At 62.7% G+C, this 13,532-nt stretch carries 16 protein-coding genes; 3 read left to right on the forward strand and 13 right to left on the reverse strand.

Translation table 11 applies throughout. The features are described 5' to 3' along the window. Positions 1-191: 191 nt before the first annotated feature. The gene (locus tag GSQ73_RS05595; RefSeq protein ID WP_158881916.1) at positions 192-461 is read left to right on the forward strand and encodes a 2-hydroxyacyl-CoA dehydratase; all 270 of its coding nucleotides are present in this window, start codon (positions 192-194) and stop codon (positions 459-461) included. A 16-nt stretch (positions 462-477) separates the two neighbouring features. On the opposite strand, the gene GSQ73_RS05600 is transcribed toward GSQ73_RS05595, so the two are convergent. Then, complete coding sequence (locus tag GSQ73_RS05600) at positions 478-1,515, reverse strand: putative sulfate exporter family transporter (protein ID WP_158881918.1); 1,038 nt, start codon at positions 1,513-1,515, stop codon at positions 478-480. Positions 1,516-1,600: 85 nt separating this feature from the next. Here GSQ73_RS05600 and GSQ73_RS05605 point away from each other — a divergent pair, with 85 nt between their 5' ends. Both GSQ73_RS05605 and GSQ73_RS05610 read left to right on the forward strand, forming a co-directional pair. Then, positions 1,601-2,488, forward strand: a complete 888-nt coding sequence (locus GSQ73_RS05605; RefSeq protein ID WP_158881920.1) for a LysR family transcriptional regulator — start codon at positions 1,601-1,603, stop codon at positions 2,486-2,488. A 72-nt stretch (positions 2,489-2,560) separates the two neighbouring features. Further along, positions 2,561-3,169: a hypothetical protein gene (locus GSQ73_RS05610; protein ID WP_158881922.1), complete on the forward strand. Its 609-nt coding sequence runs from the start codon at positions 2,561-2,563 to the stop codon at positions 3,167-3,169. Between the two features lie 44 nt (positions 3,170-3,213). Here the strand turns inward: GSQ73_RS05610 and ptsP are convergent, their stop codons facing one another. The 12 genes from ptsP to GSQ73_RS05670 form a co-directional block, all read right to left on the reverse strand. Continuing rightward, complete coding sequence (gene ptsP, locus GSQ73_RS05615; RefSeq protein WP_158881924.1) at positions 3,214-4,965, reverse strand: phosphoenolpyruvate--protein phosphotransferase; 1,752 nt, start codon at positions 4,963-4,965, stop codon at positions 3,214-3,216. Positions 4,966-5,121: 156 nt separating this feature from the next. Further along, the gene (locus tag GSQ73_RS05620) at positions 5,122-5,391 is read right to left on the reverse strand and encodes an HPr family phosphocarrier protein (RefSeq protein ID WP_158881926.1); all 270 of its coding nucleotides are present in this window, start codon (positions 5,389-5,391) and stop codon (positions 5,122-5,124) included. Beyond that, positions 5,384-5,776, reverse strand: a complete 393-nt coding sequence (locus GSQ73_RS05625; RefSeq protein WP_158881928.1) for a PTS fructose IIA subunit family protein — start codon at positions 5,774-5,776, stop codon at positions 5,384-5,386. Before GSQ73_RS05625 ends, GSQ73_RS05620 begins: the two co-directional genes overlap by 8 nt. A 37-nt stretch (positions 5,777-5,813) precedes the next feature. Then, positions 5,814-6,716 carry an RNase adapter RapZ gene (gene rapZ / locus GSQ73_RS05630; protein ID WP_158881930.1) on the reverse strand — a complete coding sequence of 301 codons (903 nt, stop codon included), beginning with the start codon at positions 6,714-6,716 and terminating at the stop codon, positions 5,814-5,816. Positions 6,717-6,720: 4 nt separating this feature from the next. Beyond that, entirely contained in the window at positions 6,721-7,671 is a 951-nt protein-coding gene (hprK, locus tag GSQ73_RS05635) for an HPr(Ser) kinase/phosphatase (RefSeq protein WP_158881932.1), read from the reverse strand. Positions 7,672-7,803: 132 nt separating this feature from the next. Then, positions 7,804-8,127 (reverse strand): ribosome-associated translation inhibitor RaiA, encoded by a 324-nt coding sequence (raiA, locus tag GSQ73_RS05640; RefSeq protein ID WP_158881934.1) that lies wholly within the window; start codon positions 8,125-8,127, stop codon positions 7,804-7,806. Positions 8,128-8,280: 153 nt separating this feature from the next. Beyond that, positions 8,281-9,753, reverse strand: a complete 1,473-nt coding sequence (locus GSQ73_RS05645) for an RNA polymerase factor sigma-54 (RefSeq protein WP_158881936.1) — start codon at positions 9,751-9,753, stop codon at positions 8,281-8,283. A 100-nt stretch (positions 9,754-9,853) separates the two neighbouring features. Further along, entirely contained in the window at positions 9,854-10,573 is a 720-nt protein-coding gene (gene lptB / locus GSQ73_RS05650; protein WP_158881938.1) for an LPS export ABC transporter ATP-binding protein, read from the reverse strand. 3 nt (positions 10,574-10,576) lie between these two features. Beyond that, a complete protein-coding gene (lptA, locus tag GSQ73_RS05655; RefSeq protein WP_158881940.1) occupies positions 10,577-11,197 on the reverse strand; it encodes a lipopolysaccharide transport periplasmic protein LptA in 621 nt (206 codons plus the stop codon). Next, entirely contained in the window at positions 11,154-11,756 is a 603-nt protein-coding gene (lptC, locus tag GSQ73_RS05660) for an LPS export ABC transporter periplasmic protein LptC (protein WP_158881942.1), read from the reverse strand. The genes lptA and lptC overlap by 44 nt, the downstream gene beginning before the upstream one ends. After that, positions 11,753-12,292 carry an HAD-IIIA family hydrolase gene (locus GSQ73_RS05665; protein WP_158881944.1) on the reverse strand — a complete coding sequence of 180 codons (540 nt, stop codon included), beginning with the start codon at positions 12,290-12,292 and terminating at the stop codon, positions 11,753-11,755. Before GSQ73_RS05665 ends, lptC begins: the two co-directional genes overlap by 4 nt. A gap of 56 nt (positions 12,293-12,348) precedes the next feature. After that, the gene (locus tag GSQ73_RS05670; RefSeq protein ID WP_158881946.1) at positions 12,349-13,359 is read right to left on the reverse strand and encodes a KpsF/GutQ family sugar-phosphate isomerase; all 1,011 of its coding nucleotides are present in this window, start codon (positions 13,357-13,359) and stop codon (positions 12,349-12,351) included. Positions 13,360-13,532 lie beyond the last annotated feature (173 nt).

The following is a 13,532-nucleotide window of genomic DNA, read 5'->3' on the forward strand; positions in this document are numbered from 1 at the left end:
GTGGATCGATGCCGCATGATTCCTTTCCCGCGTTGACTGATCTTTCATCGGCTCCGGGTGATTTTTCGTCTCCGCGGAGCTGTCGCGCATTGGCAGCGAAGCAACTGTGCCGAACGATGACCTGCGGCACAGCAATCAACGCGACAACGCGTGCGACAATCGCAACCGGATCAAGGCCAGACGACGCAGTCATGACAGTCACCCAAGACGCATTCCGGCGCTTCCAGGAAGAGCTTGCCGCGATCGATCGCAAGGAACATTTGCCCAAAGAAGCGCCGACCGGCAACAAGCGCATGGATCTCGCCAAGGCGGATTTCCTGGCGCTGAAGAGGCGCTACGGCCTGAAGGTGGCCGATGTGGTGGCGTTCTTTCCCGAAGAGGAAGGCATCACGTATCTGCAGGAGCTCATTGCCGCGCGCGAAGCCAAGCCGGTGCGCAAGAGAAAGCCGAAAGAAGCCTGACGCCAGCGTCCACGCGTCAGAGTTGCCCGATCGCCAACTGCACCAGCAGGCTGCTGACCGATACCGCCATCCACACGCCAAGGCCAAGCAGAATCGGCCGCGCGCCGCTGGCCGCCATCTTGCGAAGGTTGGCCGACAGACCGATCGCAGTGAGCGCAACGATGATCAGGAATTCCGCCAGCGCATGCAGCGCTGGCAAGATCGCGGCCGGTACGACGCCCGCGGTGCGCAGCGCGGAAGCGACCAAAAACCACAGGATGAACCACGGGAAGATGCTGGCCAGACTGAAGTTGTTTTCGCCGCCTTCCGACTTGAGCTTGCGCTTCGCACGGGCGGCAACGACGAACGCCAGCGCGAGGCAGATCGGAATGATCAGCGTGGCGCGCGTCAGCTTCACGATGGTGGCGTAATCGCCGGCGGCGTGGCTGTAGCTATAACCGGCGGCCACCACCGACGAGGTGTCGTTGATTGCCGTGCCGGCCCAAAGGCCGAAACCCATGTCGCTCATGTGCATCAGGTGACCGAGCAGCGGAAACAGCAACACCGCGACAAGGTTGAACAGGAAGATCGTGGAAATCGCGAATGCGGTGTCGTGATCGTCAGGCTGGATGATCGGCGTGATCGCGGCGATGGCTGAGCCGCCGCAGATGGCCGTGCCGACGCCAATCAGGATTTTCAATTTGTCGTGCACGCCCAGCCAGCGCCCGAGCAACCACGCCGCGAGGAAAGCCACGGTCATCGTCACCAACGTCACTGACAACGACTCCAGCCCCGTCCGTGCCACCTGGCCGAGGCTGAGCCCGAAACCCAGCGCGATGATCGACCATTGCAGAATCTTTTTGCCGGCAAACGCAACGCCTGGCGCGAAACGTTCGCCAGGCGAGAGCAGGTTGCCGACTAGGATGCCCAGAACGATCCCGATGACCGGCCCACCGATCAACGGCGCGAGATGCCCAAGTAGTAACGCCACGCCACCGATGCCGAGCGCCAGCAACAGGCCCGGCAGGCATTGCAGGAGCGTGGGAGTGGCAACTTGAGTGGCGGGCGTGTTCATGCGGGCTCCGGTGAGGCCGTCATTGTCCGCGCACATATTGATCAATATAACTTTAAATTTGTGATTCGGTATATAAAATGGATTGATGATCAATATCAGTCCACGCCAGCTTCAGGTGTTCGTGCAGGTCGCCTTGCACGGCAGCGTGCGCGTCGCCGCCGGCCATCTTCACCTGACTCAACCCGCGGCCAGCATGGCGTTGGCGGAGATGGAACGTCAGCTCGATGCGCCGGTGTTCGCGCGCGAGCGAGGGCGCCTTCGACTGAACGCGCGCGGCCGCGAGTTGCTGCCACTGGCGCAAGAACTGCTCGAACGCCATGCGGAATTCGGACAACGTGGCAGCGAAGGGATGGCCACACTCGCAGGCGAACTGCGCATTGGCGCGAGCAACACGGTTGGCAACTATCGCGTGGGCGATCTGCTCGGCGCTTTCGTGCGTGCGCATCCGCAGGTGGCGATCCGCTTGCGCGTGGCGAACACCGAAACGATCGCTGCCGGCATGCTCGATCACAGTCTCGACGTTGGCTGCGTGGAAGGGCCCGTAGCGCATCCGTTGCTCGAAGTACGCCCATGGCGCGATGACCTGCTCGTGGTGTGCGCGCCGCCGGATCATCCGCTGGCGCGGCGACGCGGATTGAAGGCCGCCGATTTCGCCGGCGCGCGCTGGGTGTTGCGCGAACCGGGTTCGGCCACTCGCGCAACCAGCGAGCGCGTTCTCTCGCAACTGCCGCCCGGCGAAACCGTGATGGAACTGGATCAGATCGAAGCGATCAAGCAGGCGGTAATTGCTGGTCTTGGCATCGCGTGTTTGCCCGTGGTGGCCGTGACCGATGCGATGGCGGCGGGGAAATTGAAAGCGCTGAAAACGCCGTTCCTCGACCTGCGTCGCAAGCTGTCCTTGCTGCTGCATCGAGAGAAATATCGCGGCGCATTGCTCGAAGTTTTTCTTGAAGATCCGAAATTCAAAATCTGATCGTCGTGATCGACGATCCAATTTTCCACGATCGTCGATGTCTGTGAATGACACGGATGATCAGGAAGAAAGATGCTCAGCCATGGAGGGCGCGCGTCGTGCGTGAGGCCGCGAGTCGTGGCCGCGATCGTGATGACGCTGTTGCTGCATCTGGGGTTCGTGATGTGGCTGTTGCGACCGGCCGTTTTCGACGCGCAGCTGGCGCCGAATCGAACCAGCGATGCTTCGCATCGATTGCGGCTGAGGTTCTTTTTGCTGCATCTGCCCGCGCATCAACGACAGGTATTGAATAAGCCAGCGGTTGCGATTGCGCGAAATCGTGACGCGACTCATCCAGCGGTTTCTCATGTTGCACCACGCGCGTGCCTTGCTGTGCAGACGACACAATCGACACAGACATCCGTTGCTTCGTCATTGTCGCTGTTCAATCCCGATGGTTCGATCCGTATGGCAAACGTTGCGATGAAGCTTCGCGATGCCGACGCCGCGGACATGCGTCACTTTCAGCAGCTGCCATGTCATGGCACGCGCTTCTCGGAGCGCTGGTCGCGCGGTCAGAACGAAAGTCTCGGCAATGAAATCGCGCGAAAATATCTTGCGCCGATCGGCTTGTACAACCCGGCGACGGAAGCGGCGTATCAGAAACGCCGCGCGTATCTCGACGAGGCCTGCGCTCACTGATTTGTCGCGATGAAACTGTCGCGAGTAAGGATGTCAGACGACGATCAGCTCGCGCATGCCGTTTGCGTATTCACGATGCCGTTGAGCACGGCTTCGGCCTGTTCGTGAGTGTGCGCGCGCAGGATGCGTGAGGCGTGGCGACGCAGATGGGCGTGGTCGAGTGTGGCGAGGCGATCGCGGACCTGCAGGATCTGGCTTGGATGCATGCTGAATTCGCACAGGCCGAGCATGAGGAGCAGCGCGGTGAAGTTCACGTCGCCGGCGATTTCGCCGCACAGGCTCACCGGCTTTTTAGCGCGACGGCCGGCGCTGATGACGTGCGACAGCAATCGCAGCAAGGCGGGTTGTAGCGGGTTGTAGATATTTTCCAGCGCATCGTTGCCGCGATCGGCGGCCAGCACGTACTGTGCAAGATCGTTGGTGCCGATGGCGAGGAAGTCGGCGTGTTCGAGCAGGGCGCGAACATTGATCGCCGCGGCCGGCACTTCGATCATCGCGCCCAGCGGCAATTTTTCCGGCAGGTCGATGTTGTCGCGTTTGAGGTCTTGTCGAGCAAGCCGGAACAGCGCGCGCACTGCGATGAGTTCATCCGGCTGCGTCACCATCGGCACCAGCACGCGCACCGGGCCGTAGCAGGCGGCGCGCAGGATGGCACGAATCTGCGTGGTGAACACGGCGGGATATCGTAGCGACAGGCGCACGCCGCGCACGCCGAGCGCGGGGTTGTCTTCGCCTTGCATCGTGAGACCGGCCGCGTCGGCTTTATCCGCACCGAGGTCGAGCGTGCGGATGGTCACCGGCAGGCCGCCCATGCCCATCACGAGATCGCGATACGCGATGAACTGTTCGTCTTCCGACGGCAGCGCCTTGTGCTTGAGGAACAGGAATTCGGTGCGATACAACCCGACGCCGTCGGCGCCGCGCGTTCGCGCGTTCGCCACGTCGGTGGAAGTTTCCGCATTGGCCAGCAGCGAGATGTCGATGCCGTCGCGGGTACGTGTGGGTGCGTTCGCCAGCTTGGCCAGACGCCGGCCTTCGGCGGCGGCTTCGCGTTGCCATGCGCGATAGCGGGAAAGATCCTGTGCGGTCGGATGCACGATCGCTTCGCCGCGCTCGGCGTCGAGCAGGATCAGGTCGTCGTCGTGGATATTCGAAAGGGCATCGCGCGTACCGACCAGCATCGGCAAGCCGAGGCTGCGCGCGAGGATTGCGCTGTGCGAATACGCGCTGCCCGAACTGCCGACCACACCGAGCAAACCGTTACCGGCGAGCTGCGCCATGTCGGCAGGCGCGATGCTGTCGGCGATCAGGATTTCGCCGACGCGTGCAGCGAGCTTGCGTTCTTCCGGGCTGGTCTGTCGTTGCAGCGCGGAGATCACGCGGTTGATGACCTGCTCGACGTCTTCCTTGCGACTGCGCAGGTAGGGATCGTCCATCGCCTCGAACACGGCGGAGAGACGATCACGTTGTTTCTTCAGTGCGGCGCCCGGGCGGTAGTGGCCGATGCGAACCAGATCGTCCAGCCCGCGCAGCAGTTCGCCGTCGTCCAGCAACAGGCTGTGCGCGTCGATGAATTCGTTGACCTCGCGAGCCAGCGCGCCATGCAGCTTGCCGCGCAGTTCGCGCAGTTCCTGTCGCGCGGTATCGAGCGCGACATGCAGTTTCTGCAGCTCGCTTTCGATCTCTTCCTCGGCCAGTGGACGCGTGTCGACGGTGTAACGGCTCGGCTGCACCAGTCGTGCCCGCCCGAGCGCCATGCCATGCGCGGCGACCGTGCCGGGAAGGACGTGTCTCATGCGCGACTCCTCGCGGAGCGGGGAACGGGGAGCGGGAAACGGAAGATGCAAATGCCGTCAGATGCTGGCGAAACGAGGCAGCAGCGAGCAGCGTTCGGCATGCTCGCGCATAGCCCAGCGTTACCCGTTCCCTGTTCCCTGTTGCCCGCTCTCATTTCACGCTCCCTCGTCGAACTTGCGATCGAACAGCTCAGCCACGGCCAGCACTGCGGCTTGTTCGTCGGGGCCGTCGGCACGGATCGTCAGCGGCGTGCCGATGCCGGCGGCGAGCATCATCACACCCATGATGCTTTGGGCGTTGACCTCGCGGCCACGACTCACCAGCCACACGGTGGATTTGAAACCCTGCACGAGCTGCACGAGTTTGGCCGAGGCGCGCGCGTGCAGGCCGAGGCGGTTCGAGATGATGATGTCCTGTTCAAGCATGGTCGATGAAGATTCCTCCGCGGCCGCCACTGGCAGCAATTTCGGCCAGTTCGTCCAGCGGTTTTTCCGCATAGTTGAGGACACGCAGCAGCATCGGCAGGTTCAATCCCGACACGCAACGAAGATGCACGCCAAGCGCGCCGAGCGACAGGCCGATGTTGCAAGGCGTGGCGCCATAGAGATCGGCAAGGATGAGGACACCATCACCCTGGTCGAGTTCACGCGCGTGATGCGCGGTGAGCGTGCGCATCACATCGGGATCGGATTGCGGCGGAATTTCGACCGCATCGATGGCCAGCGGCAGCTTCGGCATCACGTGATGCGCGGCGGAAATCAACGCATGGCCGACCGCCTCGTGCGTCATCAACAAAACACCGACGCTCATGAACGGATACCCGCGGTGATTGCATGCATATTGTTGGTCATTCGAGTTCGCGATGGAAGGTGAGCACGCCGTCGCGGCGATCGCGATAGTGGGCGGCGAGTTTCTCGACCAGATAGACCGAGCGGTGACGACCGCCGGTGCAGCCAACCGAGATGGTGACGTAGCTTCGATCGTCCTGTTCGAAACGCGGAAGCCAAGTGTCCAGCCAGCGCGCGGTGTCGCTGAAGTACTCGCCGACCAGCGGTTCGGCGTCGAGGAATTCGCGCACCGGCGCATCCTTGCCCGACAGCGGCCGCAAGTGCGGATGCCAGTGCGGATTGGGTAGGCAGCGTGCGTCGAAGACGAAATCCGCATCCAGCGGTAACCCGCGGCGAAATGCGAACGACTCGAACATCAGCGTGAGCCCTTCGGTGGCCTGCGCGTAACCTGTGGCAACCAAGCGACGCAACTGATGCACGTTGAGTTCGCTCGAGTCGATTACTTTTTCCGCGATGGCCATCAACGGACGCAGCAGCTTTCGTTCCTCCGCGATGGCGTCGGCCAGCGACAGTCCGCGCGCAGCGAGTGGATGGCGACGGCGCGTTTCCGAATAGCGCTTGATCAGCACTTCGTCGCGGCAATCCAGAAAGATCAGGTGAACCTGCACACCCGCCGCTGCCAAACCGGACAGCACGATCGGCATGTTGGCGAAATCCGCGCCGCGGTTGCGCACATCGACGCCGACCGCGATGCGTCGATGCTTGCTGGTGCCCTCGATCACCGCATTGACCAGCTCGGGCAACAGCGCGGAGGGCAGGTTGTCGACGCAGTAGAACTCGAGATCTTCCAGCGCACGCAATGCGACGGTCTTGCCGCCGCCGGACATGCCGGTGAGCACGATGAGATGAATCTCGCTCGGGTCGACCAGCGGATTGATGAGAAGGGGATCGCGATCGGTCATGGCATCACCACGGAGGAAGCCGCTGTAGCTGATGCGCCTGGCGGTCGATGAAAGTCTGCGCGGGGTCGATGCCCTTGCTCTTCAGTGCGTGGCTGCGCACGGCCGCTTCGACGAGCACCGCGAGGTTGCGACCAGGCGCCACCGGAATGGTGATCATCGGTACCGCCACATCGAAAATCTCGCGATGGCCGATATCGCCGGTGAGCCGCGTCAACGCATCGGTGTCATCGCCGTCGCGCATCGGTTTGAGGTGGATCACCAGACGCAGATATTTCGACGGCTTGACCGACATGTGGCCGAACATCTCGCGCACGTTGAGCACACCCAGGCCGCGCACTTCGAGCAAATCCTGCAGTAGCTCAGGGCATGTGCCATCGATGACGTCCGGCGCGATGAGCGTGAACTCGGTCGCGTCGTCGGCCACCAGGCGGTGGCCGCGGCTGATCAGTTCCAGCGCGAGTTCGCTCTTGCCGGAACCTGATTCACCGGTGATCAGCACGCCGATCGAAAACACTTCGAGAAACACGCCGTGCAACGTGGTCTTTGCCGCGAGTTGGCGCGCGAGGTGATATTGCATGTACGTGAGCAACTCGTGCCCGCGCTTGGGACTGATCCACAGCGGCGTGTTGGTTTCCTCGGCGACTTCGCGAAGGTCGGAGGGAATCGCCTGATCCTTTGTGACGATCAGCGCGACCGGCTGGTACGCGGCGATCTTGTGCATCACTTCCCAGCGCTGGCGGGAGTCGAGCCCGTCGAGGAAGTTGAGTTCTTCCGATCCGATGATCTGGATCTTGTTCGGATAGATGACGTTGAGATAGCCGATCAGCGACGGACGACGCGCCTGCGCCGCACCGGGCTCAAGCGCGCGCGCTTCTCCGCGCATGCCGGAAATCCAGCGCAGTGCCATGCGTTCGTGAACGCCGTCGTAAAGTTGTCGCGCGCTGATACGGTCCAAGCCAGGTCCTTTGTGTCGCATGAAAGGCCGATGAGCCTCTGCGACGACACGACCATTGTGCCAGCTTGGACGGGGGTTCGCCTTCGGAAATCAGCGGCCCGCCGCAGTCGGGCGGACCGCAGGGAGGAAAAATCAGGCGGACTGTCGCGCTTCGCGCGCTTCCTGCTGATGCTTGTCGCAGACTTTCTCGCGGTGCTTGCGCAGCTGGATCACGAGCTTGTCGAACACGACGTCGATCGACGTGTACATGTCGGAGCTGGCGGCTTCGGCATGCAGCAGGGCGCCGCTGACGCTCAACGTGCCTTCGGCGCACTGCTGGAGCTTGTCGACGGTGAGCACGACGGAAAGATTGACCAATCGGTCATCGAGGCGGGTGAGGCGGTCGAGCTTGGCCGTGGCGTGATCGCGCAAGGCATGTGTCACTTCAATCTGCTGGCCGCTGAGTTGGAATTGCATATGGCGCCTCCTCTGGTGGTGCAGTGCCGCCTTTTCGGCGGCGGGGTCGCTGCATCATCGTCGTGAAGGCGACGATGCATCGTCAATCATCCTCTTACAGGTATGTGGACGCTTTTGGCCAAGCCAAGTTCCGCCGCATTTTTTTGCAACGAATCAGCTGGCGCGCTGGCGTTCGCTGGAACTGGGAATGCGTAATCCTTCACGATATTTTGCGACAGTGCGGCGCGCGACCTGAATGCCCTTGCGCTGCAGTTCTTCGGCGATCGATTGGTCGGAAAGCGGTTTGCGCGAATCCTCCGCGTCGATGAGTTTTCGCAGCATCGCCTGGATCGCCGTGGCGGAAGCACTGCCGCCATCTTCAGTCGAGACGCCACTGGAAAAGAAATATTTCAGTTCGAACGTACCACGAGGCGTGTGCAGATACTTGCGCGTGGTGACACGTGAAATGGTCGACTCGTGCATGCCGACTTCCTCGGCGACTTCGCGCAGCACCAGTGGATGCATCGCTTCGGGGCCGTAGTCGAGGAAGGCGCTTTGTCGGCGCACGATCGCTTCGGCCACCTTGAGCAAGGTTTCCGCGCGAGATTCAAGGCTCTTGATCAACCATCGCGCTTCCTGCAACTGGCCGCGCATCCAACTGGCGTCTTCGCCGTGAGCGCGCGCGATCAGGCCGCAGTAGTGCTGGTTCAAACCCAGCCGCGGCTGGGCATCGGCGTTGAGACTGACGCGCCAGCGATTTCCTTCGCGCATGGCGTATACATCGGGCGCGACGTATTCCACCGGCGTGGCGTCGAGCGCTGCGCCGGGGCGTGGATCGAGGCTGCGGATCAGCAGCGCCGCGGCTGTCACATCCTCTTCGCTGGCATGCAGGCGGCGGGCAAGACGTGCGACATCGTTGCGCGCAAGCAATTCCAGTTCGGTGTCGACCAAACGGATGGCCAGTTCGCGTTGCGGCGTGCCCGGTGCAAATTGCTCAAGCTGCACGCGCAGGCAGTCACGCAGGTCGAGGCTGCCCACGCCGGCCGGATCGAACCCTTGCAGTTTTCGGCGCACCGCGTCGATCTCGTCGATGGTGGCCTTGAGGTTGGCGGGCAGGACGGCCAGCACGGCGTCCATGCCTTCGATCAGATAGCCGTCCGAATTCAACGCATCGATCAGCACCGTGGCGATCAGATGCTGGCGCGAGTTGAACGACGCCAGGTTGAGTTGCCACAGCAAGTGTTGCTGCAAGGTTTCGGGGGCTGCGTTCTGTGGTTCGAAATCCTCGTCGCCACGCGAACCCGATGCGGTGTTGCCCCCAAGGCTGCTGCTGGAGAAATCGATAGGCGATTCGGCCACGCCACCGTTGTCCGCCCACTCGGCGGGATCGTCGCTACCGCCGTCGCTTTCGGTACTGCTCGATGAACTGCTGCTGGCGGGAATCGGGTAATCGCTATCGGCTTCCTCGCTTTCTGCGATGTCGTCTTCGCTCTCTTCTGCGAATTCGAGCAGCGGGTTGCTCTCGGCAATCTGGCGCAGCTCCGCTTCCAACTCCAGTTGCGACAACTGCAACAGACGAATCGCCTGCTGTAGTTGAGGCGTCAGGGTCAGCTGCTGATGGAGGCGAAACTGCAGTGCGGGTTTCATGCCAGCCGGGTCGAAGGAACTCGCGGCCATCCTAGCGCGTGCCCGCGGGCGCAGCCATAGGCGTGAAGGAAGAGTCGTCCTGGGTCGATGCGACGAAATCTCAGAGACGGAACTCGCGACCGAGATAAACCTCGCGGACTTTCTCGTCGGCAAGGATGTGCGCAGGTGTGCCGCGCGAAAGCACTTCGCCGTCGCTGAGGATGTATGCGCGGTCGCAAATGCCAAGTGTTTCGCGCACGTTGTGGTCGGTGATCAGCACGCCGATGCCACGTTCCTTCAGATGCCGCACGATGCGCTGGATTTCACCAACCGAAATGGGATCGACGCCGGCGAACGGTTCGTCCAGCAGCATGTAACGCGGCTGCGCAGCGAGTGCGCGCGCGATCTCGACACGACGACGTTCGCCGCCGGAGAGGCTGATGCCTTTTTGCCCGGCGATATGGGCGATCTTCAATTCGTCGAGCAGGCTTTCGAGCTCGCTGTTGCGCTGTTGTTCGCTGAGGCCTGCGCGCAATTCCAGCACCGCCATGATGTTGTCCGACACGCTCAGGCGCCGGAACACCGAGGCTTCCTGCGGCAAGTAGCCGATGCCCAGCTTGGCGCGGGCATGCATCGGCAGACCGGTGATGTCGCGCTTGTCCAGCTTGATGGTGCCGGCGTCGGCCTCGATCAGGCCGACCACCATGTAGAAGCAGGTGGTCTTGCCCGCGCCGTTGGGGCCGAGCAGGCCGACGACTTCGCCTTCGCGGATGGAGAACGCGAAATCGCGCACGACTTTGCGCGCCTTGAAACTCTTCTGCAGACCTTCGGCGGAAAGCATGGATTAGTGGTTGTCCTGCGCGGGAGCGGAACTGCTGTGCGCGGGAGCCGGAGCGGTTGCCGGCGGCGTGGCAGGTTTGGCAGCGGCGCCGGGTTTGACCTTGGGCAGGAACATGCCGCTCACCATGCCGTTGCCGGCGGATTCGCCGGTGATCAGGCTGGTGTCGGTGTTGTAGGTGAGTTTGTCGCCGTGGAACTCGCCGCGGCCTTTTTGATGGACCACCGCATTGGTGGTCAGTATCGCGATGCCGTTGATGTTGTCGTAGTCGAGCGTCAACGCGTCACCGGTCATCAGGTTGTTGTTTTCGTCCAGCTGCTGGATGTGCGCCGGGTTGCCGGTGACCACCACACGTGCGATCTGCGTGTCGGCATCCACGTGAATCTTCGCCACGTTGCCGGTGATCAGCAGCGTGCCTTGGGTGATGCGCACACTGCCGGTCAGTGTGCTGATCGTGTTGGGCGCGTTGAACGCCTCGGTCGATTTCGCCGTGTAGTTCATGGGCTGTTCGCGATCGGATTTCTTCGCAATAGCCGAGGCCGACAGCGTCAGCAGCGCCGACAGAACCGCCGCGCCGACAGCTTTACGACTTGCGCTTGCGCGGCGGGAACGTGCCTTGGCTTTCATCGAGCAACTCCATATGGTTGTCAGTGAGGTTGGCACGCATGCCGACCCCGCTCATTGTACGTGGGCCTTGCACGATCCGCGCTGGCGCCGCGGTTTCCATGCGGTTTTCCTTCGGCCATGCGGTGACATCCGAGGTCTGCATGTCCACCGCGTCCTGATCGGCGTAGGGCGGCCGATGCATGTGCACCGGACCCTGCAGCTTGAGAAGCATGCCGGCACGGTCGGTCCAGCCGTAAAGCGAGTTGCCGTCCCAGTCCGGAATGCCGGGTTTCTTGGCGGGTATCTGGAACGTCGGCGAATTGAAGTACAACGATTCGTCGCCTTCGCGCCGTTCGACATGGGGCGACTGCACGTGGAAGCTCGGGACGCCTTCGACATTGAACTCGGTGACGCGGGCGTTCGACAACGTGTAGCCCGACCGTGGCGGTCCGACAAAGTCGGTGGTCTTTACCTGTGGCTCGATCCACCAAAGCAGCAACTGCGCGCCGCCGGCCAACAGCGCCAGCACGACGATCGTGGCCGGCAGACGCCGGTCTCGCAGCCAGGTGCGCAAGCTCACTGCCAGCGCTCCCGCTCGGCGTCGCTCTTGCCTTGGGCGAATAGGATCAGGTCGCACACTTCGCGCGCGGCACCCATACCGCCGCTGCGTGATGTCTGCCAGTGCGCTTTTTCCGCAACCCAGGGATGCGCGTTGGCAACCGCCACTGCGAGGCCGGCGATATTCATGGGCGGCAGGTCGGGCAGGTCGTCTCCGACGAATGCGGCCTGGTCAGGCGCAAGTTGCAGCGCATCGAGCAGTTCAACCAGACACGCGCGTTTGTCACTTTGACCCTGGTAGACATGAGCGATGTCGAGTTCCTCGGCGCGCACGGCGACCGGATGGCTGATGCGCGCGGAGATGATCGCCACCTGCACGCCATTGGCCTGCAACTGCTTGAGGCCCAGCCCGTCGTGCACATGAAACACCTTGGTTTCGTGCCCGTCCTCGCCAAACCACAGGCGGCCATCGGTCAGTGTGCCGTCCACGTCGAACACGGCCACCTTGATGCGAGCGGCGCGGGCGAGGATGTCGGCGGGAAGGTCGGCCAGATACATGTCGTTATCGTGAACTCGGGTTGGAGAGGCGAGTGTGGGCGCTTGCGGACGAAGCATCACACCACGCGGGCACGGAGCAGATCATGAATGTTGAGGGCTCCGACCACGCGCTGGTCGTCGTCGACCACCAGCAACGCGTGAATCTCATGTTTCTCCATCAGCTGCGCTGCTTCGGCGGCCAGCTTGTCGGCGCTGATGGTTTTCGGACCGCGGGTCATCAGGGCCTCGACGGTGGCGGTGCGCAGATCCACGCCATCGTCGTCGAGCGCGCGACGCAGATCGCCATCGGTGAACACGCCGATCAATTGCTGGTTCGCATCGACCACGGCGGTCATGCCCAGGTGCTTGCGGGTCATCTCCACCAGCGCGGCGGTGACGTTGGCGTTCGGCGCGACCCGCGGCACGTCGTCACCGGTGTGCATGACGTCGCTGATACGCAGGAGCAGCCGCCGGCCAAGGCTGCCGGCCGGATGCGAGCGCGCAAAATCGTCTGAGGTGAAGCCGCGCGCTTCGAGCAAGGCGATCGCCAGCGCGTCGCCAAGCACGAGCGCCACCGTGGTGCTGGTGGTCGGCGCCAGCCCCAGCGGACAGGCTTCATTGGTGATGCTGCCATCCAGATGCACGTCGGCCTGGCTCGCCAGCGAGGATCCCGGCTTGCCGGTGATCGCGATCAGCGGAATGCCTTGGCGCTTGATCATCGGCAGGATGAACAGCAGCTCGTCGGTCTCGCCCGAATACGACAGTGCAAGCAAGATGTCCTGCGGCAGGATCATGCCCAGGTCGCCATGGCTGGCTTCGCCCGGGTGCACGAAAAACGCCGGCGTGCCGGTGGACGCGAGGGTGGCTGCGATCTTGCGCGCCACGTGCCCGGACTTGCCCATGCCGCTCACGACGACTCGGCCCTTGCAGTCGAGGATCAGCCGGCAGGCTTCGATGAAATCCGCGCCGATTCGTGGACCCACCGCGCGAACCGCATCCGCCTCGGTGGCGATGGCTGTGCGGGCGCTGCTCACGATGGCGTCCGGGTTCAACTCGATCGGGGAATGCGGGGCGACGAGTACGTTCATGGAGGCTCGAAGAGAGGTTGGAAGCGTGTCGCGATGGCGGTCATGGCGATGTCGACCGTGTCGTTGTCGTTTCTGCGTCAGCGGATTTCCATTACCATGGCACATTCGTATTTTAACGTCATAAGTCCGCGCGTGGACTCGCAAGCCTGCGAGCCACCTTCTCCGCCGACTCA

Origin of the sequence: Rhodanobacter sp. L36, from assembly GCF_009765755.1 — a bacterium.
GTDB lineage: Bacteria > Pseudomonadota > Gammaproteobacteria > Xanthomonadales > Rhodanobacteraceae > Rhodanobacter.

Bases quoted from the DNA above. Each gene is read 5' to 3' on its own strand.
- ptsP (WP_158881924.1), bottom strand. From the start codon at position 4,965: ATGAGACACGTCCTTCCCGGCACGGTCGCCGCGCATGGCATGGCGCTC.
- GSQ73_RS05625 (WP_158881928.1), bottom strand. From the start codon at position 5,776: ATGAGCGTCGGTGTTTTGTTGATGACGCACGAGGCGGTCGGCCATGCG.
- GSQ73_RS05645 (WP_158881936.1), bottom strand. From the start codon at position 9,753: ATGAAACCCGCACTGCAGTTTCGCCTCCATCAGCAGCTGACCCTGACG.
- lptB (WP_158881938.1), bottom strand. From the start codon at position 10,573: ATGCTTTCCGCCGAAGGTCTGCAGAAGAGTTTCAAGGCGCGCAAAGTC.
- GSQ73_RS05610 (WP_158881922.1), top strand. From the start codon at position 2,561: ATGCTCAGCCATGGAGGGCGCGCGTCGTGCGTGAGGCCGCGAGTCGTG.
- GSQ73_RS05665 (WP_158881944.1), bottom strand. From the start codon at position 12,292: ATGTATCTGGCCGACCTTCCCGCCGACATCCTCGCCCGCGCCGCTCGC.
- raiA (WP_158881934.1), bottom strand. From the start codon at position 8,127: ATGCAATTCCAACTCAGCGGCCAGCAGATTGAAGTGACACATGCCTTG.
- GSQ73_RS05600 (WP_158881918.1), bottom strand. From the start codon at position 1,515: ATGAACACGCCCGCCACTCAAGTTGCCACTCCCACGCTCCTGCAATGC.
- lptA (WP_158881940.1), bottom strand. From the start codon at position 11,197: ATGAAAGCCAAGGCACGTTCCCGCCGCGCAAGCGCAAGTCGTAAAGCT.
- GSQ73_RS05620 (WP_158881926.1), bottom strand. From the start codon at position 5,391: ATGCTTGAACAGGACATCATCATCTCGAACCGCCTCGGCCTGCACGCG.
- GSQ73_RS05670 (WP_158881946.1), bottom strand. From the start codon at position 13,359: ATGAACGTACTCGTCGCCCCGCATTCCCCGATCGAGTTGAACCCGGAC.
- GSQ73_RS05595 (WP_158881916.1), top strand. From the start codon at position 192: ATGACAGTCACCCAAGACGCATTCCGGCGCTTCCAGGAAGAGCTTGCC.
- rapZ (WP_158881930.1), bottom strand. From the start codon at position 6,716: ATGACCGATCGCGATCCCCTTCTCATCAATCCGCTGGTCGACCCGAGC.
- GSQ73_RS05605 (WP_158881920.1), top strand. From the start codon at position 1,601: ATGATCAATATCAGTCCACGCCAGCTTCAGGTGTTCGTGCAGGTCGCC.